Below are 23,490 nucleotides of genomic sequence, written 5' to 3' on the forward strand. Positions count from 1 at the left end.
TTGAACACATAATTAAAGTTCCGTTCTATCAAACGAATCTATATAGGATTTTGAACTAGCATTTAATACAGATACACCACTTTTATCTGCGAAATGCCGCAATAATTTATAGCTATAATACAGCTTAGCCCAACCAGAAAATACCTGATGCATATCAAACACACCTTTATCTCCTGCGTTAAAAAATGGCGTCAACACGACATTTTCGGCGTCATCATAAAAATGATGTTGCCTCACATAAAGCACATTATCCTTTCCCACGAGAATATCCTCATGCCAAGAATGATCCGCCCCAACAAAATATACCTTCTCATATCCCATATTAATTGCTAAAAAAATTGACGCCACCAGCACATTATAGGGCCGCGGCATCCCAAGCCCTCTTTTATATATCCCGTTAACCAACCACCCAAACCCGTCCACTGGCGTTCTATTATACAAGTTAATGTTTATATTCGAGTTCGTGCTCAGCTTACTGAATACTTTGCTGCGCCTAGCCTCTACAGGGATAAAAAAATTTAACTCCCATTTGGTTTTACTGCACATGTATTCTATAAATTTGTCTCGATCTTCTACGCCCTGCTTTAAATTATCATCCCAAATATCCGGATCTAAAACCACATAGTGGTTTGGCATTATTTCCTCATAGATTTCCGACAAAGCAAAATAGTTGACACAAACAATATCCTTCCCAGCACAAAGACCAGGATTATTGACCAAATCAATCGAAAGGGACGGCCCATTACCCAGGATAATACATTCCCTCCGCATAGCTTTTCCGCCATCCACTCCTCTCTTCGACATCACCACGACCAATGCTAGAGAAAAAATGGAATTACCGACTTTATCTAGCCAAGATAGAACTTTTCGAATTACTTCTTTCATAGAATATGAAAACTGTTTGAGTTAACGAAATAGAAACCATAGATAGCACCATTGACAAAGCAACCCCTAATGCGGCTAGCTTAGGCGTTAATACAACCAATGATACCAACACACATAATAACCCTACATAGTTGCTTATCAATATCTTTACGTCTAACCTACGCACATACAGCGGGAAATAGGCTATGTGCCCGAAACACATCGCACAATTAAAAACTACGAGAACCCAATAAATCTCTATTTTCTGCCAATATATACTCTTACCCACAAACTCCAGCACTGGGTATATCAAGCCAATCGCCCCTATAGACAGAACTACCACAGCAAACAATATTTCTTTTGCCATCCGTTTCATTTTGCTCTTGTATTCTGAATATTCGCCTCTATTATATGCTGCAACTATTTTTGGATACTGTTGAGCAACAACGCCTGCTTCGATAAAGGACAATATCGCACTAGACATACCCATGAAAAACACATACACACCTACAGCCGCGTCCCCAATATTTATCTTTAAGAAATATTTATCTGCAATGAATATTCCTCTTAAAGCTAAAGTGCCCGCAAAAAAAAGTAATGCATTCTTCAAACCCCTGCGAATCCAATACCAATCTATGCTCCGTCCCCGCACCCCACACCAATCCAAATCCTTATACAAAATACGAGCGGTCAAAAGCATGCTTAATACTGCCCCGATAAACCACCCACTCCAAACAGTATCTAACTGCCTATAACTATCATCCGAATACATCAACCCAACAACCACGTACACCCAAGCTCCACCTCTGAGCAACAGTACCAAGTTGGCAAAATTAGCCCTATGTATCACAACCAACAACCTATAGGATTCTTGAGATAGATGCTCTATTGATAGAATCAAATAAAACCAAGCAATATCCTCCCACTTTAGTAATCCTGCAAAAAACACCAAGACCAGAAAAGGTAACACAACTAAATACACGATTACATAAAAAACCACTTGATCCCTGATAACGAAAGCCCACTCACTTTTATCCAACGCGAGCATTTCACGAGACGCGTAGGCGTAGAAATCCAGCCCGAGGAAATACAAAGCATAGCCTACAGTTGCCACAAAAACGCCGTACACCCCCATTTCTTCGGGGCTCAAATACTTGGCTAGATGAACGACTAAAATAAACTTGCTTATTAACGTAAGCAACCTTAATAATATTCCAACTATTCCACTTTTAAACTCTAAGAGCTTCATTCAGTTTCATCACAAATAATAAGCATACATTTCACACAACATTCAAAATTCAAAATTATTTAATATACTCCCAGCACATAGGCTCTCCTCGTTCAATGTCTACTTTTGCATATAGACCCAAAATTTCCTCATAGAATTTCGGAGCCAGCCCCATGCCAGGCCTTATTCGTCGAACGTTATCTTTTGTTATCAATTCCCCTTTCTTAATATCTTTTATTGCATAGATGGATCTCCTGAATTTTACGTTTTCTATTTCAGCAGGCTTCCTCTCATAGCTTGCTTCCCCTAGAGCTTTCCATGCATTCTTCGCCTCTACACACAAAATTTTTAGTTCATCTGGCTCAAGTGAAAATTCACTATCAGGCCCCTTATCTGCCCTATCTAAGGTAACATGTTTCTCTATTACGCATGCCCCCAGAGCAACACTTACAACAGATACCGTTGTTCCCAAAGTATGATCCGAAAGTCCGGCAATCACACCAAATGATTGAGACAAATCATTTATTGTACGTAAATTTGATTGTTCTATTGGCGCGGGGTAGCTACTAATACAATGCAGAAGTATAAGGTCGTCACATCCATTCTCTTTAGCTACTTCAACGGCTTCTTGTATTTCGGTATAACTTGCCATACCGGTCGAAATGATCATGGGCTTCCGTGTTTGCGCGACATATTTAATCAGTGGTAAATCAATCGCTTCAAAAGAAGCTATTTTATAAGCAGGAACATTTAAATCCTCCAAAAAATCCACAGCCGACTCATCAAAAGGGGTGCTAAAACAAGTTATACCTACTTTTGACGCATGATCGAACAACTCCTTGTGCCACTCATAGGGTGTTTGTGCCTGCTTATAGAGCTGATACAAATTGTAGCCATTCCACAATCCACTATGAATCTGAAAATCTTGTTTATTACAATCAATAGTAATTGTATCTGCAGTATAGGTTTGCAGTTTAACGGCATCCGCCCCCATTTTGGCCGCCATTTCTACTGTTTCCAACGCCCTTTGTAATTTTCCATTATGATTCGCCGACAATTCCGCGATGATATACGGTGGTTCATTCAACCCAATAGCTCTTCCGTTTATTTCTATAGACTTCATACGCACACTTTCCTCATCGACTTCACAAATATTGCTTTTGTACTATTTACTCTTTAACGTTCACAATATTCCAGGCCATTATAAGGTAGAACGTTGATATACATTCCGTTCGCTATCTGAAAACACACACTCAAAACCCAATGAATTGAATATTTTATTGGAGGCAATATTCTGTGTTTTTACCTGCCCCTTTATTTTTTCAATCGCCCTACTCTCCTCCTTTAATTTTTTTAGTGCCGACCATAAAATAATCTGCCCTATCCCTGCACCTCTATAATTCGCATCAACGGAATAACTAATCTCTGCCACTGAATCGATTATATCAAAACGGACTTGGCCAACAGGAATGCTGTTGCACTCAAATATATATAGCAAGCAATTATTGTTTTTAAGTTTTTTTTCAAACCAATCTTCATGTGCTCCCCTTTCAATCATGTCGGTTTTAAATGCCGAACTTCGAACGACAGGGTCATTAGTCCATTTGTATAATAGATCTACATCTTTAGCATTGGCACTTCGACATGTCATACTAAGTATATCTACCAATCGTGTAGCGCCAAGCCCATCGCATATGTCTATGGAGTTTTCAAACATTGAATACCACTTGCTTTTATCAGACACCACGTCTTCAATAATTTCTTTCAAATCCTCCAATTGTTCCCACAAACGAACAGCGCCTCGGGCTTGTAATTGACAAATATTCTCTTTTTGGTTTTCCGCGATAAACGTCACCAGACTAGGCAGACCCAACACGCATCTCTCCCAAGAAGCTGTACCACCAGATCCAATTGATAAGTCTGCTTGCAACATTAACTCCGCCATGTTATCCACTCCAACCAACACTTCCATAGCGACGGGATATTCACGTGAAATATCATTTATTTCGTCGACATGTGGAGCCCCCTTACCAAGAACAACAACAATTTTTTCTATACTCAGTCCTTTCATCTTAACCAACAACTGCAGTACTTTTAGCGCATAGTTTCTTTCGTCCATCCCCCCCATGAATATCAATAGAGTTTTTACGCCGTTATACATCTTTCTTTTTCTGAGAGCTTTTTCTCTTAGTGCTAAATACTCAGACCGAAGCAACGCGTATTTAGGACCAAGCCTAAACAGGCATGGTTTATCTATATACAAACGATAATCCCCACTATCGACATCCAACGCTGAATTTACTAATATGTCGCAATCCAATCTTCTATTTGCCAAGTCATCAATAACCATAATATTTTGCACGTGCGGTCGTAGCATCGCGTGCCATTGATAATCGATTCCGTAGTGATCGACAATGAACCAATCAATATTCAAAGCAGCCACTGCATCTATTGTGTCCGATGCATCCTCTGAAAATGAAACGCCAAGCCAATCTTTGTAAGATTCCAGTGTGCTAACCTGAAACTTCGTTCTATTGATATCCGGAAGGGTAATGAGTGTATGGCCATGTTTTGTAATATAGTAATCTAGATCCAACTGTGTTTCTCGACAGATGAAGTATATTTTAGCTTCATTTATCGCATCGGCTAATGTCAAACATCGCATAAGATGCCCCAAACCGATGGCTATACTAGCGTCAACACGAAACGCTACGTTCATCAGCTGTCGGCGCTTTTAAAGCACATGGACTGAAACATCAATTCCGCTCTATCCCAGTCTTCTAAAGTATCCAAATCCTGGACCATATGTCGGGGCAACACTATGGGTATAGACTCATTAGAATATATGGTTACGTTATTCAAAAATGCAGACTTGGTTCCCCAATAGAATTGGCCGGCATCATGATAGGTCTCCTCTAAGTCTTGAGATCTGATCATATTATTTTCAGGCCAAATTGCCTCCACACAGCCGCTTGATTCTATTCGAAGCGCCCTTTGTATTGGAAAAGCAAAGGTGGTAACAGGAAAAACATATGATTTTCCGGAAGTGATCAATTTGTTGTAAGCTTCCTTCAAATACTCCGGTAGTAAAGACGGTGCTGTGGCATAGATACAGCAGATGTAATCAACAGAAATACCGCTATCATCGCACCAAGTCAGCGCATGCTTTATCACATCCACAGTTCCTGTGTAATCATCTGATAAGTCATGTGGCCGTATAAAAGGCACCTCCGCCCCATAACTTTGGGCAACAAGGGCAATTTCTTCATCGTCCGTAGAAACTATTATCCGATCAAAACAGGAGCAATCTATAGCCGCTTGTATAGACCATGCGATGATTGGCTTCCCATGAAAATCTTTTATATTTTTCCTTGGTATTCGTTTACTACCCCCCCTTGCTGGTATCAAAGCAATATTCATAATACACTTTGTTTTAAAGCCGTAATAACTTTATCCTGCTCATCCTCCTTAAGACCAGGAAACATCGGCAAGCTAATTGCCTCTTGAGAGTAGGTTTCCGCCGCGGGATAATCCCCCTTCTTAAAACCTAATTCTCTATAATATGGTTGTGTATGTACTGGTATGTAGTGCAAATTCACAGATATACCCAAGCTTCGTAGCTGCATAAATACATCTTTGTGAGACTTATTCATACTCTTCAGGTCCAATCGAATAACATATAGGTGCATCCCTGAATAGCTGTCACTTGGTCGGTATGGACACCTTATCGGCAAACCCTCTAGCATTTCATCATAGCGATTTGCCAGCGAATGCCTCCTCATGATAAATTCATCCAACCGATTAAGCTGGCTCTCTCCCAAGGCTGCCTGAATATCCGTCATCCTATAGTTATAACCTAAATGTATTTGCTCGTAGTACCATGGTCCATGACTCGATTCTGTCATTATATTTAAATCTCTTGTAATACCATGACTTCGTAGCAAGCACATTTTATCAAATAGTTGCTCATTATTTGTTACAGCCATACCGCCTTCACCGGTAGTGATAGATTTTACTGGATGAAAGCTAAAAACCGCAATATCGCTAAATTCGCAACTTCCGATTGGCTTATCTAGGTATTTACCTCCTAAGGCATGGCATGCGTCCTCGATCACATGGAACCCATACTCCTTTGATAGCGAATAAATCTCTTTCATATCACATGACAAACCGGAAAAATGAACCGTAACTAAAACTTTCGGAAGTGAGTTGGTTTTGCTTGATTTTATAAGCTTTTTTCGTAAGAGCTCTACGCTAATGTTGCAGGTAACTGAGTCAATGTCTACGAAATCTATATTTGCGCCACAATATAGAGCACAATTCGCGGATGCCACAAATGTAATTGGTGAAGTCCAAACCCAGTCACCTCTACCGACACCTAGCGCCAAACAAGAAATATGTAGCGCAGAAGTGCCGCTGTTAACCGCTACACTGTATTTTGAACCTGTGTATTCTTTCACAGATTTTTCGAATTGAGGAACCGCCTCGCCTTGCGTAAGAAAATCTGACTTCAGAACCCTGACAACCGATTCAATATCCTCATCAGAAATGTGTTGACGACCATAAGGTATCATTTTCTCATTTACCTTTTTCCATCAGGAACCAAGTTATATCGTCTTGGGGATACACTGGATCATTTCGATATAAAAAACCATAGTCTTTGAGAGTCAGATCACTATACAGTGTCATTATTTCGTTTGCGAAATCACGCTTGTATAACCTATCCTTGTGTCCGCGGTATTCCAGCGCAACAGGAGTTGGATTGTAGTATTCGGCAATAAGTATATACTTTGTAGAATACTCATAAAGCCTTTTATATACCTCATTTACATAATCAGGATTTATATGAATCAACAAACCCTTGGTAAAAGTTAGCTCATATGTAGTATCTAGCGTAACATCCAGGACAGAATCAACAACAACTTCAGCTTCGCCCCATTCACGTAATATCTTTGCTGCTTCCTCGTTTATCTCTATACCTGTTAATTTACAGCTTGGTAATAGTGACCTCAATGCGCGCAAATTCATACCGACGTTGCAACCCATCTCCAGAATATTTCCCAGATTACCCGTACGTCGAATTACCTCTGAAAAAAAAGACAAATTGGCTGCTGCTAGTTTTGCACCAATATTTCGGGAAATATACTCTTTCCCAAATTCACCTTGCCAAAATTTTTCTTGACCTGTCTTCACATCATAATACCTCAAGTTCGATCTCGTATTAAAACCCACTCACCTTTGGAATCTTTCTCAAACAAATCATGATTCACAAAGGAATCCATTATTTTCTCGTACTTTTCCAAACTGATACCTATTAAATCGCAAAATTCTTTTACGTTATCAGAATCTACTCCACCATCAATGTTCTTTGCTATTTCGAGCGCTTCAGAACGAGATATACGATTGTTTCGAATCTCTATATTAAGCTGATCGGTTGCTCGCCCATAGCCAAACTTTAGAAATTTAACCCGCTCACGGATATCAATATATTTCATATCACAATTCTCATAATCAACCCACGCCCCTTGAGGAGGCTCAACCAAAGCTTGCCAACCCAACTTTTTCACCACTTGTAAATGTACACTTGCATCCCACTTATAGAAGTAGCCATAAAACAAGCCCAATATTCCTAGTTTTTGAATGTCTTCATCGGATGGAAACTGGAGCATACACAAATCTTCCATGCTAATTTCTTCATCTACCATATCCTCTTCACGAAAACCTCGCATCAATCCAAATTCTTGCCGCCATCGTCTATCGATAATCATGCTATCGCGACTTTGAGTCGGCCCACCATATTCAAATTGAGGATTCTCACCAAATATGACTAAAGGAATATTGAATTTGGCGGCCACATGAAAAGGTACTGTGTAAATCCCTACGTGATTAACCCAATAGTGATCCCCCACTATTTCAAATCCTTTCCTAACTAGAGCTCGAACTATTTTGGGGTTAAGAGTAAAATGAACATGATCGACACCTATCTCTTTTAGCACCTCCAAATTGTGCAGACCGGTATTCGTTTGATCAAATTGATCAAACGTTACTGCCAACGGTCTCATGCCATGAATAACTTTCATCGCATATACCTGCCAAGTACTATCTTTACCCCCGCTAACAGGTATAACGCAATCGTACCATCCCCGCGATTTACTCCTCGCGTCGGAGATTATTTCCTTGAACGATTTATCTCTCTGCTCCCAATCAATCGCATCTTCTATGCCATGTTTTCTTTCGGCAGACTTGCAAGCATCACAAATTCCTTCCGAGTCAAAAAACAAATCAGGTTTTGTATTTGGAAAAAGACACTTTTTACAGTACAAAATATTCATATCAACCTCATTGGCAGCCCTTGTTCACTCATATGTTTTTTAATAGTTATAATACTTTCTCCAATCCAGTAAAATATACTGCCCGCCGCAATTGCTGTTGCACCGCTATTTATCGCTTTTACACAATCTTCTTTACTTCCACAACCACCCGCAGCAACTATCGGGACATCTACTGACTGGGACACACTCTTTATCAGCCCCAAATCGTAACCATTCATTTTTCCGTCGTTGTCAACTGAATTTAGCAAAATTTCTCCTACCCCCATAGACACCACTTTCTGAGCTGTCTCCACTGCGCCCACATCATGAACTATATTGGCTGATTGCGATGCTGCATAGTAGACAGAATTTTCTTTTTTAACATCCAAGGAAAATACAACAGCTTGACGACCGTATTTCTTCGATACTTTTTCAATTAAACTCGGATCACTATAGAAAGCGCTATTTATCACCACTTTATCAGCACCTGATCTAAACAGTCTGTCCGCGTCTTCAACAGAGCGAACCCCTCCTCCTACTGACAATGGCATTACACATTGAGCTGCTAACCTCTTAATCAAGTCTTCATTAATTCGTCCGGATTTATAGGCATCTATATCGACGATAACCATTTCATCAGCCATACGACTGGAAAATACTTTAACATTAGTGATGGAATCACCCACCATGCGCGCATCATCGAACTGCACAGTTTTAACAATGGAACTCCCGCGAACAAGCAAGATTGGAATGATACGTATTTTGAGCATTATATATTCTTGAGATGAACAAAGTTTTTCAGCAATTTCAATCCGGCTTTTTGGCTTTTTTCCGGATGAAATTGCACCCCGAAAACATTTTTTTTCTGGAATGCCGCTACTATATTCTTATTGCAGAAACGAACATAAGAGCATTGCACATCCTCTCTTACAACGGAATGATAACTATGCACAAAGTAAAATGAAGACCCCAGCTCCACCCCCTCAAACAAAGTTTGCTCCAACCCGTTAAAACCCTCCATATTGTTCCACCCCATATGAGGGACTCGACACTTACCGGAAGATTCTAGCGGTACTACGTTACCTTGCACCAAATCCAATCCTGAAGTTCTACCATCCTCATAACCCTCAGAAAGAGCTAATTGCATCCCCAAACATATACCTAACAACAACCCTCCTTGATCAACATGACTTTTTACATGTTCTGAGAACCCTAAACTATTAAGGTTTTTCATACCTTTAGGATAAGCACCAACACCCGGCAATACTATCCTATCAATCCCTACTAATTCATGAGGCTTCGTTGCGACCACCACATTACAATCTAAAGCTTGAAGTGCATTGACAATGGAAAATATATTTCCAACGCCATAATCTATCACACCTACCGATACACTATTCATGTATTAATTAAAACTCGTTTACTCTTGTGCCAACCGATCATATTCAAGTATTTCCTTGTCCGAAAGAAATACGGAATTCGTTCCGGAATGATATTCAAAACCCTGATCAACTAAGTTCCCTACCGCTTTCAAAGCATTTACTTTAAAATCATTGCTACCTTCCATAAAAGTTATACTTGGCCCAATCACATAGTGATCATCAAACTCGATTGTTAAATGAGAGTCATCTGCGGGACACATAATTTCATGAAGTTTTTCTCCCGGTCTAATCCCAATAATCTTGTGTTCCAAATCAGGTGCCATTGCCGTTGCTAAATCCACAATCCGAACAGACGGAATTTTTGGCACAAATATTTCTCCTCCTTTCATACGCTGGAAATTCTTCAAAACGAAATCCACCCCCTGTTGGAGGGTAATCCAAAACCTCGTCATATCCTGATGCGTTATAGGAAGATACGATGTTCCGTCCTGAATCAGCTTCTTGAAAAAAGGTACCACTGAACCTCTTGAACCAACCACATTTCCATATCGAACAACTGAAAATCTCGTGTGACCTGGCCCTACTATATTATTTGCCGCCACAAATAATTTGTCAGATGCTAGTTTAGTTGCTCCATACAAATTAATCGGATTGGCAGCTTTATCAGATGACAGGGCAATAATTTTTTTTACATTGTTTTCAATTGCTGCTTTTATTACATTTTCTGCGCCATGAATATTGGTCTTTATACATTCCATGGGATTGTATTCGGCAGCAGGGACTTGTTTCAATGCTGCTGCATGAATAACATAATCCACCCCTTTCATTGCCTGATATAGCCTTTCTGCATCACGAACGTCACCAATAAAATACCGCATACATTCTTGGTTATAAGTTTGCTGCATCTCGAATTGCTTTAATTCGTCTCTGGAGAAAATGATAATCTTCTTTGGGTTGTATCGACCCAACAAGGTTTGTGTATATTTTTTTCCGAAGGAACCCGTCCCACCAGTAATAAGAATCACGCTGCCATCAAACATTTCTTATAAAACCTTCAATTTCGAGTTTGTAAAATTTCTAATAACCAACTATGCACATCGTTTATACCTTCTAAGGTTGGTCGTTTTTTGCTCAAATCATTGAACTCAACCTAGACTCAAAACTCGTCAGTACAGTTTCTTTATCAAGATTACTTTCAGCATAATGTCTGGCATTTCTACCCAGATCATTCCTAAGCTCTTGATTATTCGAAAGTTCCAAAATAGCCCTGACAAACGCTTCAAGATCTGCGGGTGGCGTTACTATACCGCAGCCCTGTAAAATCCTCCACACCTGGGTGTTCTCCTTAGCCGTCGCAACGCATGGTTTACCACTGGCCATAATTCCCGATAGCTTGGACGGCATTACCAAATCTGCTACATCGTCACGTTGTGGCAATAAATGAATATCTGCCGTGTTCAGAAGATCATTCAATTTTTCTACAGGCTGGAGTGGCAGCCAATACACTGTCGGTAGATCGCCTGCGTACTGACGTAACTTTTTGTAAACCGCGCCTTGTCCACACATTAAGAATACGATGTTTCTATTTTTTAATTCCTTTGCTGCATCAATAACTATTTCCAACCCTTGCTTCTCACCAAAATTTCCAGAGTATACTGCAACAACTGCCCCTTCCTCCAAGTTCAATGATTGCCTTAAGTCCGATATTGTTTCCATCGGTTTAATTGTTTCGCAATCAACCCAATTTGGGAAATACACTTGATTGTCTACTTTAACACCTTTAGCCTCTATTCTTTTTTGCATATTTTTGGAAATCGTAGATACAATATGGAATTTGCGCACTAGATTTCTCTCTAACCAATAAGCCATACTTACGACAACTTTATTTTTAATGATCCCTAAATCCACAGCTGCGTCAACTTCCAAATCTTGAACATGCAACCAGGTTTTGATTTTAAAAAATCGAGCCGCGAATAGAACTACAGGCGCACAAAACAAAGGTGGTTCGGTTAGGAAAACAACATTCTTTTCTTTCCGAGCTTGCAATAGGATAATCGGCAATGAACTAATTGCGAAGCTGAGCAAATGAAAAATTCGCTTAATTCCATTTACATTCTTAGGAACCCAAATCGGGCATCGAATCACACACTCTGAAAGATGCCTTGCCTCAGAATACCAAAACTTTCGAAAACCTGACCATACTTCCCAATTTGGATAGTATGGTGGTGTAGTGACTACTGTTACCTCGTGTCCTTTTGATACTAACCATTCAACTAATTCTCCGCTGTATTTGCCAATCCCTGTAAGTTCAGGAGTATAATTTAGAGAAACCAACAGTATTTTCATATCGATTTCTTTTGAAACAAGAAATCTGCCTGTATAGCTAATCCATTACTATCGAATGAGCCGTTGTACACTCCTGTCAAAATAAAATCGTATTGAGACAAATACTCGATGACTTGGTGAACCAAAGCTTGGCCGCTGTACAATTCAACGAAAGAAGCTTCTACGTAAACATGGCTAACTGTATGTAAGAAATCGCTGCCGCCTCGCAACACCCCCAGCTCACCTCCTTGAACATCAATTTTAAGGAGTACAGGCGGTATAATCTCCAAATTCGAAATTATCGAATCCATTTGCTTCACTTCTATATAAATTTGGCCTATTTCTTCCGTTCCAGGAAAATATTCTGATTGTTTTTCTGAAATTCCCAGCAAGGAAGAAGAATCCCTTCGCTTTGACACATGGAATATTGATTTACCCTCATCTTCCCCTAAAGCAAATTCGGATACATCAAAATTTTTATCACTATCGAACAAACTTTGCAGAATCTTCCTAGCATCCTCCAGCGGTTCAAACGAATATATCCTGGCTTCAGGGAACCGAGACCTGGCCACCAATGCAAACTGACCTTTATTTGCACCGACATCTATTACTGTATTGCAATTCATATTATTCAGCACTGAAACATGCTCAATTGCAGCGAACACACCTCGCTTGTTAGCCAACCAGTAATCGGGGTTGGCAATGTTTTTCACCACCTTTTCTATTTTCGATAGAAATGACATTTAAAAACCAAACACTATACAGTAAGAAAACTAAAAATTGAGGCCATAGAACTCCTCCATCTTTGACACAGAATAATCCAGCATCGATTCGCTCAACCCCGGATATAAACCGGTCCAAAATGTATTGGTCATAACTAGGTCTGTGTTTCCCAAATCACCTGCTTTTCTATAATTTCTATTTTTAAAATACGGTTGTCGAATAAGGTTCCCGGCAAACAACAAGCGACTGCCAATTTGATATTGATCCAAATACGACAACAAATCAACTCTATTTATCGGACCTCCCGGCCTCAACGTAATTGGGAAACCAAACCAAGCCGGGTCACTATTCTTTGTTGCCTCCGGCAATATGAAAAATTCTTCTAGCGAACTCATCCGCTCTTTTAAATAGGCGAAATTGGACTTGCGTTTCAGCACAAATTCATCCAACCTATCCATTTGGGCTAAGGCGCAAGCAGCTTGCATATCAGTTATTTTTAAATTGAACCCAAGATCCGAATAGATATATTTATGATCGTAACCTTGTGGCAAATCGCCTAATTTCCATTCAAATCGCTTCTTACATGTGTTATCTTTTCCAGGCTCACAATAACAATCTCGACCCCAATCACGTATAGACTCACATATGCGCTTTAACTCACCATTGTTTGTAAACACGGCACCGCCTTCACCCATAGTTATATGATGAGCCGGATAAAAACTTACCGTCCCTATATCGCCAAAAGTGCCAACCATCTCCCCACTGAATTTTGATCCCAAAGCATCACAACAATCCTCTACCAACCACAGATTGTGTTTCTTAGCAATTCGAACAACTTCTTGTAAATCAAATGGATTACCCAGCGTATGTGCAATCATAATTGCACGAGTTTTTTCTGTAATAGCCGATTCAATTTGTGTTGCATCAATATTGTAGGTCGGAATATCAATATCAACAAAAACCGGCACCAACCCATATAACAGTATCGGATTGACGGTAGTTGGAAAACCGGCAGCTACCGCGATCACTTCGTCACCTGGGCGCAACGCCCTATCACCCAGCTTTTCTGACATGAGTGTTGCAAATGCCAACAAATTTGCTGACGAACCAGAATTAGTTGTTAAGACATGCGTCAGCCCCAAATAGTTAGCCAACTTACATTCAAATTCATGATTAAAATTCCCTGTAGTTAGCCACCCATCCAATGAAGCGCTAACCATATTTCTCAGCTCGTCCTCACCAATAACTTTACCAGATGGAGGAACAACACTTACTCCCGGTATAAATTCTTTTGGATCGTAAACCAGTTGCGCATATTGACTCACTAAGCTAAGTATCTGATCTTTGAGTTCTAATGGATTCATAGCTGGCCCTAGGATTCCATATACTGTTTTATTTGAGACAAGGTGTGTTCTTTCATGTTTCCTCCGTCATAATATGCTTTATACCATTCAACTACATTTTTGAGCCCAATATCCAGATTCCATTTTGGTTTCCAACCTAATCTGGACTTGGCCTTAGCACTATCCAACTTTAAAAAACAAGCTTCATGCGGCTGATCCAACTTATCTTTATTCCATGCTACCGGACCACCCCATAGATTTACTAACTTATCTACCATCCAACCAACAGATTTTTCACTTTCGCTGTCCGGACCAAAATTCCAAGCCTCAGAAAATTGATCACCTTCAACCCACAATTTTTCCGCCAATACGATATATCCATGCAAAGGATCCAAGACATGTTGCCATGGTCGAACTGCCATTGGGTTTCGAATGGTAACGGATTGTCCGTCTTTGAAGGACTTGATGGCATCCGGAACCAATCGATCTCTAGCCCAGTCCCCACCTCCCACCACGTTACCTGCACGAACTGTCGCTAGACCAACACCATGAGTTTCATATAGCGCCTTATTAAAGTAAGAGTTTCGGTAGGCCGCTGTGACCAATTCTGCACATCCCTTACTATTGCTATAAGGATCATAACCTCCCATTGGCTCGTCTTCCCGGTATCCCCAAACCCACTCTCGGTTCTCGTAACATTTGTCGCTCGTAACGACTACTACAACCTTGACACTATCGGTCAATCTAACTGATTCAAGCAAGTGCACCGTTCCTAATACATTGCTTGCATAGGTTTCTACCGGGTTGTCGTAGGAATATCTAACCAGAGGTTGTGCCGCTAAATGAAATATTATCTGTGGTTTAACCTTATCAACATAAGAGAGTAAATTTTTCAAATCACCTATATCACCCTGGCACATATCCACCATGTCATCCCCTACTCCGGCAGAGGAGAATAACGACGGAGTCGTAGGTGGGTCTAGAGAATACCCCGATACTTTCGCACCAAGCGATTGCAGCCAAAGTGTCAACCACCCTCCTTTGAACCCGGTAAAGCCTGTGATCAGGACATTTTTCTGATGCCAAAAACTATTATCCATCACCACACCTTCCACGGAGCCTTTCCGGAGCGCCACAAACGCTCCAGGTAATGCTTATCACGAAGGGTATCCATCGGCTGCCAGAATCCATTGTGTTCGTATGCTGACAACTGACCATCGTGTGCCAGTCTCTGCATCGGACTTTGTTCCCAAACGGTATTGTCTTCATCGATATAGTCAAAAACTCTAGGAGAAAGAATAAAGAAGCCACCATTTATCCAAGCCCCATCGCCTTGAGGTTTTTCCTGAAAATTAACAACCTTATGTTTGTCAATATTCAATGAACCAAATCGTCCAGGTGGCTGAGTTGCTGTAACCGTTGCATACGCGCCACTTGATTTGTGAAAACGAATGAGTTCTTCGATGTTGACATTCCCCACGCCGTCCCCATAGGTAAAACAAAAGGTATCATCTTCAATATAGGGTGCAATTCTTTTAAGCCTCCCACCGGTCATCGTTTGCTCGCCCGTATCCACCAGAGTAACTCGCCAAGGCTCCGAATTATTATTGTGAACTTCCATCTTATTCTTTACCATATCAAATGTTATATCTGACATATGTAAAAAATAGTTAGCGAAATATTCTTTGACCACATACCCTTTGTAACCTAAACACACAATGAAATCATTGATCCCGTAAGTGGAATAGATTTTCATAATGTGCCACAAAATGGGTTTACCGCCTATTTCCACCATAGGTTTCGGTTTAACCTCTGTTTCCTCGCTAATTCGAGAACCCAGTCCGCCTGCCAATATCACTGCCTTCATATCAATATCCACACGACATATTTTCGATCAAAGTTTCAATACGCATATTAGGACGATCTTCCCCGCTCGCCTAAGCTAGCTACGACGGTATCCACTACATCCAACATACCCAAATTCCAGCTGTCAATTTTATAATCATACGTTTCAACAAATTTATCACATCGCAGACATGAACTCTTTGGACGCTTTGCGGGTGTTGGATATTCAGTTGTTAAAATGGGCCTGATACATTTGTTACTAATTTCAATTTTCTGGCTCAGCGCAGATCTAATAAATTCTGCAAATTCATACCACGTTGTTTCCGGATTATCACAATAATGGAAAACTCCAAATCGTAATCGGTCATCAGATTCACAGACCTTTAAAACTGCCCTAGCCAGATTCCCAGTATAGGTTGGACACCCTTGCTGGTCTTTAACGACTCCAAACTCGTCCTTTTCCATTAACAACCGAATCATCGTTTTTACAAAGTTATTGCCTTGCCTACCAAACACCCAGCTGGTACGAAGAATGATGTGCTCCCTTAAATGCTTTGCAACAGCCAACTCCCCTTCCAGTTTACTTTTGCCATAAACATTGATTGGGTTTACTGGATCAGTCTCTACATAAGGTTCGGATTTGGCGCCATCAAAAACATAATCCGTGGAGATATGAATCATGGGTATACCTAACTCAGCACAGTTTTGAGCAATATAGGCCGGACCATCTCGATTCACTGCATAGGCAAGCTCCACTTCCGTTTCGGCCTTGTCCACGGCTGTGTAAGCGGCAGCATTAATGGCTATATCCGGCTGGAATGACTGCATGGATGCCCTTACGGCTTTTTGATCGGTAATATCCAGTTGATTCCGGTCCAAAGCCAAAACCTGGTATTGCGGCATAAGCTGAGCCATTTGATTGATTTCCCAACCCAGTTGACCATTGGCACCGCTTAACCAGATCTTCATAAAACTTCCTGGTAATCGGGCAAGAATTTGTGCTGCTTTAATGCAGCCAAGCTTAAGTTGGCTTTATCTTTCTCTGATAAGGCGGGAAATTTAATCGGCCAATCAACACCCACCTCCGGGTCGTTCCAGATTAGTCCTTTTTCATCGTCCGGTCTGTAAAATCCATCACACTTGTAAACAAAGTCTGCTGTTTCGCTCAATACGCAAAACCCGTGGGCAAAACCACGCGGAATATACAATTGGCGATAATTCTCTTCACTGAGATTCACTCCCACCCACTGACCGAATGTTGGCGAACCTACTCGTATGTCCACCGCCACATCGAAAACTTCACCGCGAGCGACACTGACCAATTTAGCTTGCGGATATTTCAATTGATAATGTAAGCCACGCAAAACGGCTTGACTGGAACGGGAATAATTATCTTGGATAAAATCCGTCGCTATGCCCGCTTCTTGGTAACGTTGCGCTTGGTAGGTTTCCATAAAAAAACCGCGCGCATCACCAAACACTTTAGGCTCAATAATCAACACACCAGGCAATGCAGTTTGAATCACCTTCATGGTCTATAACTCAACATATCCAGCAAATAACGTCCGTAATCGTTTTTGAGCATGGGTTGGGCCAGCTTTTCCACTTGCGCGGCGTTAATATACCCCTGGCGATAAGCCACCTCTTCCGGGCAGGAAACTTTAAGACCTTGTCTTTTTTCGATGGTTTCAATAAATGCGGAGGCTTCCATCAATGAATCGTGAGTCCCGGTATCCAACCAGGCCATGCCACGTCCCATAATAGCCACTTCCAAAGCACCTTGACGTAAATACTCTCGGTTGGCATCGGTGATTTCCAATTCTCCCCGCGCCGATGGCTTTAGGGATTTGGCGATATCCGTGATTTTTTCATCGTAAAAATATAACCCCGTGACCGCATGCCGTGATTTGGGTTGCTGCGGTTTCTCTTCCAGGCTAATGGCCCTATTATCGTCGGCGAACTCCACCACACCATAGCGTTCGGGGTCTTTAACCTGGTAGGCGAATACCGTGGCACCGCTGTCTCGCCGCGTGGCTTGATCCAGCAACACGGCCAAATCGTGGCCGTAAAAAATATTGTCGCCCAGAACCAATGCACTGGGGTGGCCATCGATAAAGGACTCTCCGATGATAAAAGCCTGCGCCAAACCTTCGGGCTGCGCTTGCACCGCGTAGCTGATGTTGATACCCCATTGAGACCCGTCACCTAAAAGCTGCTGAAACCGAGGCGTGTCCTGGGGAGTGGAAATTAATAAGATATCGCGTATATCCGCCAACATGAGGGTGGATAAGGGATAATACACCATGGGTTTGTCGTACACCGGTAACAGCTGTTTGGATACCACCTGAGTAGCGGGGTATAAACGAGTACCACTGCCTCCGGCTAGAATAATCCCTTTGCGTGGTTTCATAGTGCGGACTCTCCAATCCCCAAACGTTCGCGTCGGTAACTGCCATCCTGAACATGACGACACCATTGTTGATTTTGCAAATACCACTGTACGGTTTTGCGCAAACCGGTTTCAAACGTTTCTTGCGGTCGCCAACCCAGTTCGTCGGCTATTTTATTTGCGTCAATGGCATAACGCTTGTCGTGGCCGGGCCGATCCGTAACATAGGTAATCAAAGATTGGTGCGGTTTGTGTACAGCTTCCGGCAGCAACTCATCCAACAATGTGCATATGCCTTGCACCACTTCCAAATTGGTCTTTTCGTTGTGGCCACCAATATTATAGGTTTCTCCGGGACGGCCTTTTTCTAACACCGCGAGCAAGGCTTCCACGTGGTCATCCACATAAAGCCAATCGCGAATATTGTCACCTTTACCGTAAATAGGTAACGGCTTTCCGTCCAGTGCGTTGAGGATAACCAGGGGAATTAATTTCTCCGGAAATTGGTACGGTCCGTAATTATTGGAGCAATTGCTGGTAACCACCGGCAATCCGTATGTATGATGCCAAGCCCGCACCAAATGATCTGATGACGCCTTGCTGGCGGAATACGGTGAGTTGGGCTGATAAGCTGTGGTTTCATGAAACAGGCCCGTATCCCCTAAAGAACCGTACACTTCATCGGTGGATATATGATGAAACCGAAAATGCGGCTGCTTGTCCGCAGGTAATTCGCGCCACCACTTTAAGCTCGCCTGTAATAGATTATAGGTACCAATAATATTGGTTTGCATGAAATCCGCCGGGCCATCTATGGATCTATCCACATGAGACTCGGCGGCAAGGTGCATCACGGCATTCGGTTTATGTTTCGCCAATAAGGGATACAAAGTATCCGCATCGCGAATATCCACGTGTTCAAAGCAATAACGTGGACTGCGCTCCACTGAACTGAGGGATTCCAGATTTCCCGCATAGGTCAAGGCATCCACATTGATAACGTGTATTTCGGTCTTTTCGATTAAAAAACGAACCAACGCTGACCCGATAAACCCGGCTCCGCCTGTAATGAGTATTTTGTGCATAGGACTCTTTATCGGATAACTCCTGTTATCGAATCTCGTGTTATTGTATATCCCACTATCGAATCACGCTCGCGATGGAATAGGCTCTGCAGCTCAAGACAAACCCAGCGATTGCCACAACTTGGCTGTGGGTTGATCCCGGTTCATGCTGTAAAAGTGTAGTCCTGGAGCGCCGTTTTCCAACAGGTTGCGACACAAAACCAGCGTCACATCAAAACCAAAGGCTCTTATGGATTCCATATCGTCTCCGAAAGCCTGTAACCGACGGCGAATCCATTGGGGGATTTCCGCGCCGCAAGCATCGGAAAAACGAGCCAGCTGAGTAAAGTTGGTAATGGGCATGATGCCCGGTACAATGGGAATATCCAGCCCCATGGTTTCACAACTGTCTACAAAGCGATAATACGCATCCGCATTATAGAAATATTGGGTGATGGCGCTATTGGCTCCCGCTTGTACTTTACGCTTGAAGTTCTCCAAATCCTCTAGAGCGGATCTGGCCTGAGGGTGAAACTCGGGATAAGCGGCCACCTCAATATGAAAATGATCACCACTGTGCTTCCGAATAAACTGCACCAGTTCGTTCGCGTAACGCAGCTCGCCGGCAATACCACCCATTCCGGACGGCAAATCACCGCGTAAGGCCACTATACGTTTTACACCCAGATCAACATATTGCTGTAAGGTTGCAGAAATACCGTCCCGGGTTGAACCAATACAGGACAAATGGGGCGCACCCTGAAAACCGGCCGCGATGATATCCTTAATGGTTTCGTACGTGCCCGATTGGGTACTGCCTCCGGCGCCAAAGGTTACGGAGAAATAACTGGGATTCAATGGAGCCAGCGCTTCGCGTACCGCCCGCAATTTATCCCGGCCTTCCGGGGTTTTGGGCGGAAAAAATTCCACGCTGAACGTGCGGTTATATTTTTTCTGGGATTGCATTTCATTCTGGGAATGCATAGTAACATCCAACCAATCAAACCAACTTGGTCGACTCCAAACAAGTGCCATTGGAAAAACAGAAGGGGGATGTAACCCCCCTTCCCGTTTCTTAAACTAGTTTAGACCACAAAAACACAAATAAAATACACGAACTTTCTGTCTTTAGTACCGATAGTGATCAGGCTTGTAGGGTCCTTCCACCGGCACACCAATGTAGTCGGCCTGTTCTTGCGTAAGCGGGGTCAAATTAACACCAATTTTCTGCAAGTGCAGGCGAGCGACTTTTTCATCCAATTGCTTGGGCAAAACATAGACTTTGTTTTCGTACTTTTCGGAATGGTTCCAGAACTCCATTTGCGCCATAACCTGATTGGTAAACGAGGCGGACATAACGAAACTGGGATGCCCGGTAGCACAACCCAAATTCACCAGCCGACCTTTGGCCAGGATAATAATTTTTTTGCCGTCAGGGAAAATAACATGATCAACCTGAGGCTTGATCTCTTCCCATTGGTAACCTTCTAAAGCGGATATTTCAATTTCCGAATCAAAGTGACCAATGTTGCAAACTATGGCTTCATCTTTCATCGCCTGCATATGAGCGTGATTGATAACGTTAACATTACCGGTCGTCGTGACAAAAATATCGCCCAACGTGGCTGCTTGATCCATGTTCACTACACGGTAACCTTCCATTGCTGCTTGTAAAGCACAAATTGGATCGATTTCCGTTACCCATACGGTGGCACCCATGCCTCGGAACGCCTGAGCACAGCCTTTGCCCACATCCCCATAGCCCAAAACCACACAGATTTTCCCGGCGATCATGACATCGGTCGCACGTTTAATCCCGTCGATCAAAGATTCTCGACAACCGTACAGATTATCGAATTTGGACTTGGTGACCGAGTCATTGACGTTCATGGCCGGAAACAACAACTCATTGCGCTCTTGCATTTGGTACAAACGATGTACACCGGTGGTGGTTTCTTCGGTGACGCCTTTTACGCTTTGGGCCATCCGGGCCCATCTACCTTTATCCGACTCCAGGTTACGACGCAGTACATCCAGTATCGCCACCCACTCTTCATTATCACCGGGTTTTGCATCGGGAACCGCACCGGCTTTTTCAAACTCCACACCTTTGTGAACCAATAGTGTGGCATCACCACCATCGTCCAAAATCATATTGGCTTCGCCGCCATCGGGCCAGGTCAGACATTTCTCTGTACACCACCAATACTCTTCAATGGTTTCACCCTTCCAGGCATAAACAGGAACGCCGGCTGCCGCAATGGCTGCCGCGGCATGATCCTGGGTAGAGAAAATATTACAGGATGCCCAGCGTACTTCCGCCCCCAAATCCACCAAAGTCTCAATCAAAACCGCGGTTTGAATGGTCATGTGTAAGCTGCCCGATATGCGCGCACCTTTCAACGGCTGGTCTTTTTTAAACTCTTCACGTAAGGCCATCAACCCCGGCATTTCTGTCTCGGCAATGGCGATTTCTTTTCTACCCCAGTCTGCCAGAGAAATATCCGCGACTTTATAGTCAGGATTCATGTTTTCTACGGGTTGGCTCATTATTTGGTAACTCCTGCTTTCCTGTTTAAATGGTTTGAAACTTCCGACTGATGAGGTTTCTTAAATTCCGGCGGCATCTTTCAATGCTGCTGCCTTATCGGTTTTTTCCCAAGTAAAGTTCTCTTCTTCACGACCAAAGTGTCCGTAAGCCGCTGTAGGGCCATAGATAGGTCGCAGCAAATCTAACATTTTAACCAGGCCTTTAGGACGCAGATCGAAAAACTCGTGTACTAATTCAACGATTCTCTTGTCATCTATCTTACCGGTACCAAACGTTTCAATGCTGATGGAAGTGGGTTCGGCGACACCGATGGCGTAGGAGACCTGGATCTCACAACGATCCGCAAGACCGGCCGCAACGATGTTTTTGGCTACGTAACGTCCGGCGTAGGCGGCAGAGCGATCCACCTTAGAAGGATCTTTACCGGAAAATGCGCCTCCGCCATGGCGCGCCATGCCGCCATAAGTATCCACAATGATTTTACGACCGGTAAGACCGCAGTCTCCCACAGGTCCGCCAATGACGAACCGTCCGGTGGGATTAATATGGAATTTAGTGTCAGCACTCAGCCATTCTGCCGGTAATACGGGTTTGATAATTTCCTCCATAACGGCTTCCTGGAGGTCTTTTTGGGAAATATCGGGCGTGTGCTGTGTGGACAACACCACGGCGTCAATACCCACAGGTTTGTTGTCTTCATAACGAAAAGTCACTTGGCTTTTGGCATCGGGGCGTAACCAGGTCAACACACCGTTCTTACGTACTTCGGCCTGGCGTTTTACCAGACGATGAGCATACGTGATAGGAGCCGGCATGAGCACATCGGTTTCGTTACTGGCGTAACCAAACATCAAACCCTGGTCACCGGCGCCTTGCTCATGATCCTCGCTGTCATCCACACCCATGGCGATGTCAGCGGACTGTTTATCGATTGAGGTAAGAACCGCACAGGATTCCCAATCAAACCCCATGTCAGAACTGTTGTAACCGATACGTTTGATCGTTTGGCGAACCACATCCTGGATATCCACCCATGCCGATGTGGTGATCTCCCCGGATATAACCACCATCCCGGTATTCACCAGGGTTTCACAAGCAACGCGGGCTTTATTATCTTGTTCAAATATAGCATCCAAAACCCCGTCAGAAATCTGATCGGCTACTTTGTCCGGATGCCCCTCCGACACCGACTCGGAGGTGAAAACATGTGAATTCGCCATTAGGTATCCTCATTCCATTTCGCCACTGTTCCCACAGGGGCCACTAAAAAATACAAGACAGCAGGGAGGCTCTGCATCCGCTGAAGGCTCAGTCCACGCTGAGGGTTCATCAGTTTCCAGCCAAAGCTACCTACAATCCAAGGCCAGACGGCCACGAAAAATCCGGCAATTCTAACCTGTATTAGGAATTGCTTCAATTATAATCTAATCTGTCGCTAAAACGTCGAGAAAACACGCGTTTATAA

Annotated in this window: 23 protein-coding genes; all 23 read right to left on the reverse strand. The window is 42.8% G+C overall.

What is annotated here, in order from left to right; genetic code table 11:
• Positions 1-12: 12 nt before the first annotated feature.
• Complete coding sequence (locus OEY58_09870) at positions 13-885, reverse strand: hypothetical protein (protein MDH5325756.1); 873 nt, start codon at positions 883-885, stop codon at positions 13-15.
• On the reverse strand, positions 845-2,113 hold the full coding sequence (locus OEY58_09875) for a hypothetical protein (protein ID MDH5325757.1): 1,269 nt from the start codon (positions 2,111-2,113) through the stop codon (positions 845-847). The genes OEY58_09870 and OEY58_09875 overlap by 41 nt, the downstream gene beginning before the upstream one ends.
• A gap of 55 nt (positions 2,114-2,168) precedes the next feature.
• On the reverse strand, positions 2,169-3,215 hold the full coding sequence (pseI, locus tag OEY58_09880; protein ID MDH5325758.1) for a pseudaminic acid synthase: 1,047 nt from the start codon (positions 3,213-3,215) through the stop codon (positions 2,169-2,171).
• Positions 3,216-3,293: 78 nt separating this feature from the next.
• Positions 3,294-4,811, reverse strand: coding sequence for a UDP-2,4-diacetamido-2,4,6-trideoxy-beta-L-altropyranose hydrolase (pseG, locus tag OEY58_09885; protein ID MDH5325759.1), 1,518 nt, complete (start codon positions 4,809-4,811; stop codon positions 3,294-3,296).
• Complete coding sequence (gene pseF / locus OEY58_09890) at positions 4,811-5,512, reverse strand: pseudaminic acid cytidylyltransferase (GenBank protein ID MDH5325760.1); 702 nt, start codon at positions 5,510-5,512, stop codon at positions 4,811-4,813. The genes pseG and pseF overlap by 1 nt, the downstream gene beginning before the upstream one ends.
• On the reverse strand, positions 5,509-6,666 hold the full coding sequence (gene pseC / locus OEY58_09895; GenBank protein MDH5325761.1) for a UDP-4-amino-4,6-dideoxy-N-acetyl-beta-L-altrosamine transaminase: 1,158 nt from the start codon (positions 6,664-6,666) through the stop codon (positions 5,509-5,511). Before pseC ends, pseF begins: the two co-directional genes overlap by 4 nt.
• A 4-nt stretch (positions 6,667-6,670) precedes the next feature.
• Positions 6,671-7,285, reverse strand: coding sequence for a pseudaminic acid biosynthesis-associated methylase (locus tag OEY58_09900; GenBank protein ID MDH5325762.1), 615 nt, complete (start codon positions 7,283-7,285; stop codon positions 6,671-6,673).
• Between the two features lie 11 nt (positions 7,286-7,296).
• On the reverse strand, positions 7,297-8,424 hold the full coding sequence (locus OEY58_09905) for an N-acetyl sugar amidotransferase (protein ID MDH5325763.1): 1,128 nt from the start codon (positions 8,422-8,424) through the stop codon (positions 7,297-7,299).
• The gene (locus OEY58_09910) at positions 8,421-9,173 is read right to left on the reverse strand and encodes an imidazole glycerol phosphate synthase cyclase subunit (GenBank protein MDH5325764.1); all 753 of its coding nucleotides are present in this window, start codon (positions 9,171-9,173) and stop codon (positions 8,421-8,423) included. The genes OEY58_09905 and OEY58_09910 overlap by 4 nt, the downstream gene beginning before the upstream one ends.
• Entirely contained in the window at positions 9,173-9,805 is a 633-nt protein-coding gene (gene hisH / locus OEY58_09915) for an imidazole glycerol phosphate synthase subunit HisH (protein MDH5325765.1), read from the reverse strand. The genes OEY58_09910 and hisH overlap by 1 nt, the downstream gene beginning before the upstream one ends.
• A gap of 18 nt (positions 9,806-9,823) precedes the next feature.
• Positions 9,824-10,825, reverse strand: coding sequence for a UDP-N-acetylglucosamine 4,6-dehydratase (inverting) (gene pseB, locus OEY58_09920; protein MDH5325766.1), 1,002 nt, complete (start codon positions 10,823-10,825; stop codon positions 9,824-9,826).
• Between the two features lie 91 nt (positions 10,826-10,916).
• Positions 10,917-12,131: a WcaI family glycosyltransferase gene (locus OEY58_09925; GenBank protein MDH5325767.1), complete on the reverse strand. Its 1,215-nt coding sequence runs from the start codon at positions 12,129-12,131 to the stop codon at positions 10,917-10,919.
• Positions 12,128-12,853 carry an FkbM family methyltransferase gene (locus OEY58_09930; protein ID MDH5325768.1) on the reverse strand — a complete coding sequence of 242 codons (726 nt, stop codon included), beginning with the start codon at positions 12,851-12,853 and terminating at the stop codon, positions 12,128-12,130. The genes OEY58_09925 and OEY58_09930 overlap by 4 nt, the downstream gene beginning before the upstream one ends.
• 30 nt (positions 12,854-12,883) lie before the next feature.
• The gene (gene rfbH, locus OEY58_09935; protein ID MDH5325769.1) at positions 12,884-14,197 is read right to left on the reverse strand and encodes a lipopolysaccharide biosynthesis protein RfbH; all 1,314 of its coding nucleotides are present in this window, start codon (positions 14,195-14,197) and stop codon (positions 12,884-12,886) included.
• Positions 14,198-14,205: 8 nt separating this feature from the next.
• Complete coding sequence (rfbG, locus tag OEY58_09940; protein MDH5325770.1) at positions 14,206-15,279, reverse strand: CDP-glucose 4,6-dehydratase; 1,074 nt, start codon at positions 15,277-15,279, stop codon at positions 14,206-14,208.
• Positions 15,276-16,043 (reverse strand): glucose-1-phosphate cytidylyltransferase, encoded by a 768-nt coding sequence (gene rfbF, locus OEY58_09945; GenBank protein ID MDH5325771.1) that lies wholly within the window; start codon positions 16,041-16,043, stop codon positions 15,276-15,278. Before rfbF ends, rfbG begins: the two co-directional genes overlap by 4 nt.
• A gap of 47 nt (positions 16,044-16,090) precedes the next feature.
• Positions 16,091-16,990 (reverse strand): dTDP-4-dehydrorhamnose reductase, encoded by a 900-nt coding sequence (rfbD, locus tag OEY58_09950; GenBank protein ID MDH5325772.1) that lies wholly within the window; start codon positions 16,988-16,990, stop codon positions 16,091-16,093.
• Entirely contained in the window at positions 16,987-17,553 is a 567-nt protein-coding gene (gene rfbC, locus OEY58_09955; protein ID MDH5325773.1) for a dTDP-4-dehydrorhamnose 3,5-epimerase, read from the reverse strand. Before rfbC ends, rfbD begins: the two co-directional genes overlap by 4 nt.
• On the reverse strand, positions 17,550-18,431 hold the full coding sequence (gene rfbA / locus OEY58_09960) for a glucose-1-phosphate thymidylyltransferase RfbA (protein ID MDH5325774.1): 882 nt from the start codon (positions 18,429-18,431) through the stop codon (positions 17,550-17,552). Before rfbA ends, rfbC begins: the two co-directional genes overlap by 4 nt.
• Positions 18,428-19,495 carry a dTDP-glucose 4,6-dehydratase gene (rfbB, locus tag OEY58_09965; protein ID MDH5325775.1) on the reverse strand — a complete coding sequence of 356 codons (1,068 nt, stop codon included), beginning with the start codon at positions 19,493-19,495 and terminating at the stop codon, positions 18,428-18,430. Before rfbB ends, rfbA begins: the two co-directional genes overlap by 4 nt.
• A gap of 93 nt (positions 19,496-19,588) precedes the next feature.
• Positions 19,589-20,440, reverse strand: coding sequence for a methylenetetrahydrofolate reductase [NAD(P)H] (metF, locus tag OEY58_09970; protein ID MDH5325776.1), 852 nt, complete (start codon positions 20,438-20,440; stop codon positions 19,589-19,591).
• A 162-nt stretch (positions 20,441-20,602) separates the two neighbouring features.
• Positions 20,603-22,003 carry an adenosylhomocysteinase gene (gene ahcY, locus OEY58_09975; protein ID MDH5325777.1) on the reverse strand — a complete coding sequence of 467 codons (1,401 nt, stop codon included), beginning with the start codon at positions 22,001-22,003 and terminating at the stop codon, positions 20,603-20,605.
• A gap of 81 nt (positions 22,004-22,084) precedes the next feature.
• On the reverse strand, positions 22,085-23,245 hold the full coding sequence (gene metK / locus OEY58_09980) for a methionine adenosyltransferase (protein ID MDH5325778.1): 1,161 nt from the start codon (positions 23,243-23,245) through the stop codon (positions 22,085-22,087).
• Positions 23,246-23,490: the final 245 nt, after the last annotated feature.

Source organism: Gammaproteobacteria bacterium (genome assembly GCA_029882975.1).
Classification (GTDB): Bacteria; Pseudomonadota; Gammaproteobacteria; order SZUA-152; family SZUA-152; genus JAJDNG01.

Coding starts and splice junctions, on each gene's coding strand:
- OEY58_09870 (MDH5325756.1), bottom strand. CDS start 885: ATGAAAGAAGTAATTCGAAAAGTTCTATCTTGGCTAGATAAAGTCGGT.
- OEY58_09875 (MDH5325757.1), bottom strand. CDS start 2,113: ATGAAGCTCTTAGAGTTTAAAAGTGGAATAGTTGGAATATTATTAAGG.
- pseI (MDH5325758.1), bottom strand. CDS start 3,215: ATGAAGTCTATAGAAATAAACGGAAGAGCTATTGGGTTGAATGAACCA.
- pseG (MDH5325759.1), bottom strand. CDS start 4,811: ATGAACGTAGCGTTTCGTGTTGACGCTAGTATAGCCATCGGTTTGGGG.
- pseF (MDH5325760.1), bottom strand. CDS start 5,512: ATGAATATTGCTTTGATACCAGCAAGGGGGGGTAGTAAACGAATACCA.
- pseC (MDH5325761.1), bottom strand. CDS start 6,666: ATGATACCTTATGGTCGTCAACACATTTCTGATGAGGATATTGAATCG.
- OEY58_09905 (MDH5325763.1), bottom strand. CDS start 8,424: ATGAATATTTTGTACTGTAAAAAGTGTCTTTTTCCAAATACAAAACCT.
- OEY58_09910 (MDH5325764.1), bottom strand. CDS start 9,173: ATGCTCAAAATACGTATCATTCCAATCTTGCTTGTTCGCGGGAGTTCC.
- hisH (MDH5325765.1), bottom strand. CDS start 9,805: ATGAATAGTGTATCGGTAGGTGTGATAGATTATGGCGTTGGAAATATA.
- pseB (MDH5325766.1), bottom strand. CDS start 10,825: ATGTTTGATGGCAGCGTGATTCTTATTACTGGTGGGACGGGTTCCTTC.
- OEY58_09925 (MDH5325767.1), bottom strand. CDS start 12,131: ATGAAAATACTGTTGGTTTCTCTAAATTATACTCCTGAACTTACAGGG.
- OEY58_09930 (MDH5325768.1), bottom strand. CDS start 12,853: ATGTCATTTCTATCGAAAATAGAAAAGGTGGTGAAAAACATTGCCAAC.
- rfbH (MDH5325769.1), bottom strand. CDS start 14,197: ATGAATCCATTAGAACTCAAAGATCAGATACTTAGCTTAGTGAGTCAA.
- rfbF (MDH5325771.1), bottom strand. CDS start 16,043: ATGAAGGCAGTGATATTGGCAGGCGGACTGGGTTCTCGAATTAGCGAG.
- rfbD (MDH5325772.1), bottom strand. CDS start 16,990: ATGAAGATCTGGTTAAGCGGTGCCAATGGTCAACTGGGTTGGGAAATC.
- rfbC (MDH5325773.1), bottom strand. CDS start 17,553: ATGAAGGTGATTCAAACTGCATTGCCTGGTGTGTTGATTATTGAGCCT.
- rfbA (MDH5325774.1), bottom strand. CDS start 18,431: ATGAAACCACGCAAAGGGATTATTCTAGCCGGAGGCAGTGGTACTCGT.
- rfbB (MDH5325775.1), bottom strand. CDS start 19,495: ATGCACAAAATACTCATTACAGGCGGAGCCGGGTTTATCGGGTCAGCG.
- metF (MDH5325776.1), bottom strand. CDS start 20,440: ATGCAATCCCAGAAAAAATATAACCGCACGTTCAGCGTGGAATTTTTT.
- ahcY (MDH5325777.1), bottom strand. CDS start 22,003: ATGAATCCTGACTATAAAGTCGCGGATATTTCTCTGGCAGACTGGGGT.
- metK (MDH5325778.1), bottom strand. CDS start 23,245: ATGGCGAATTCACATGTTTTCACCTCCGAGTCGGTGTCGGAGGGGCAT.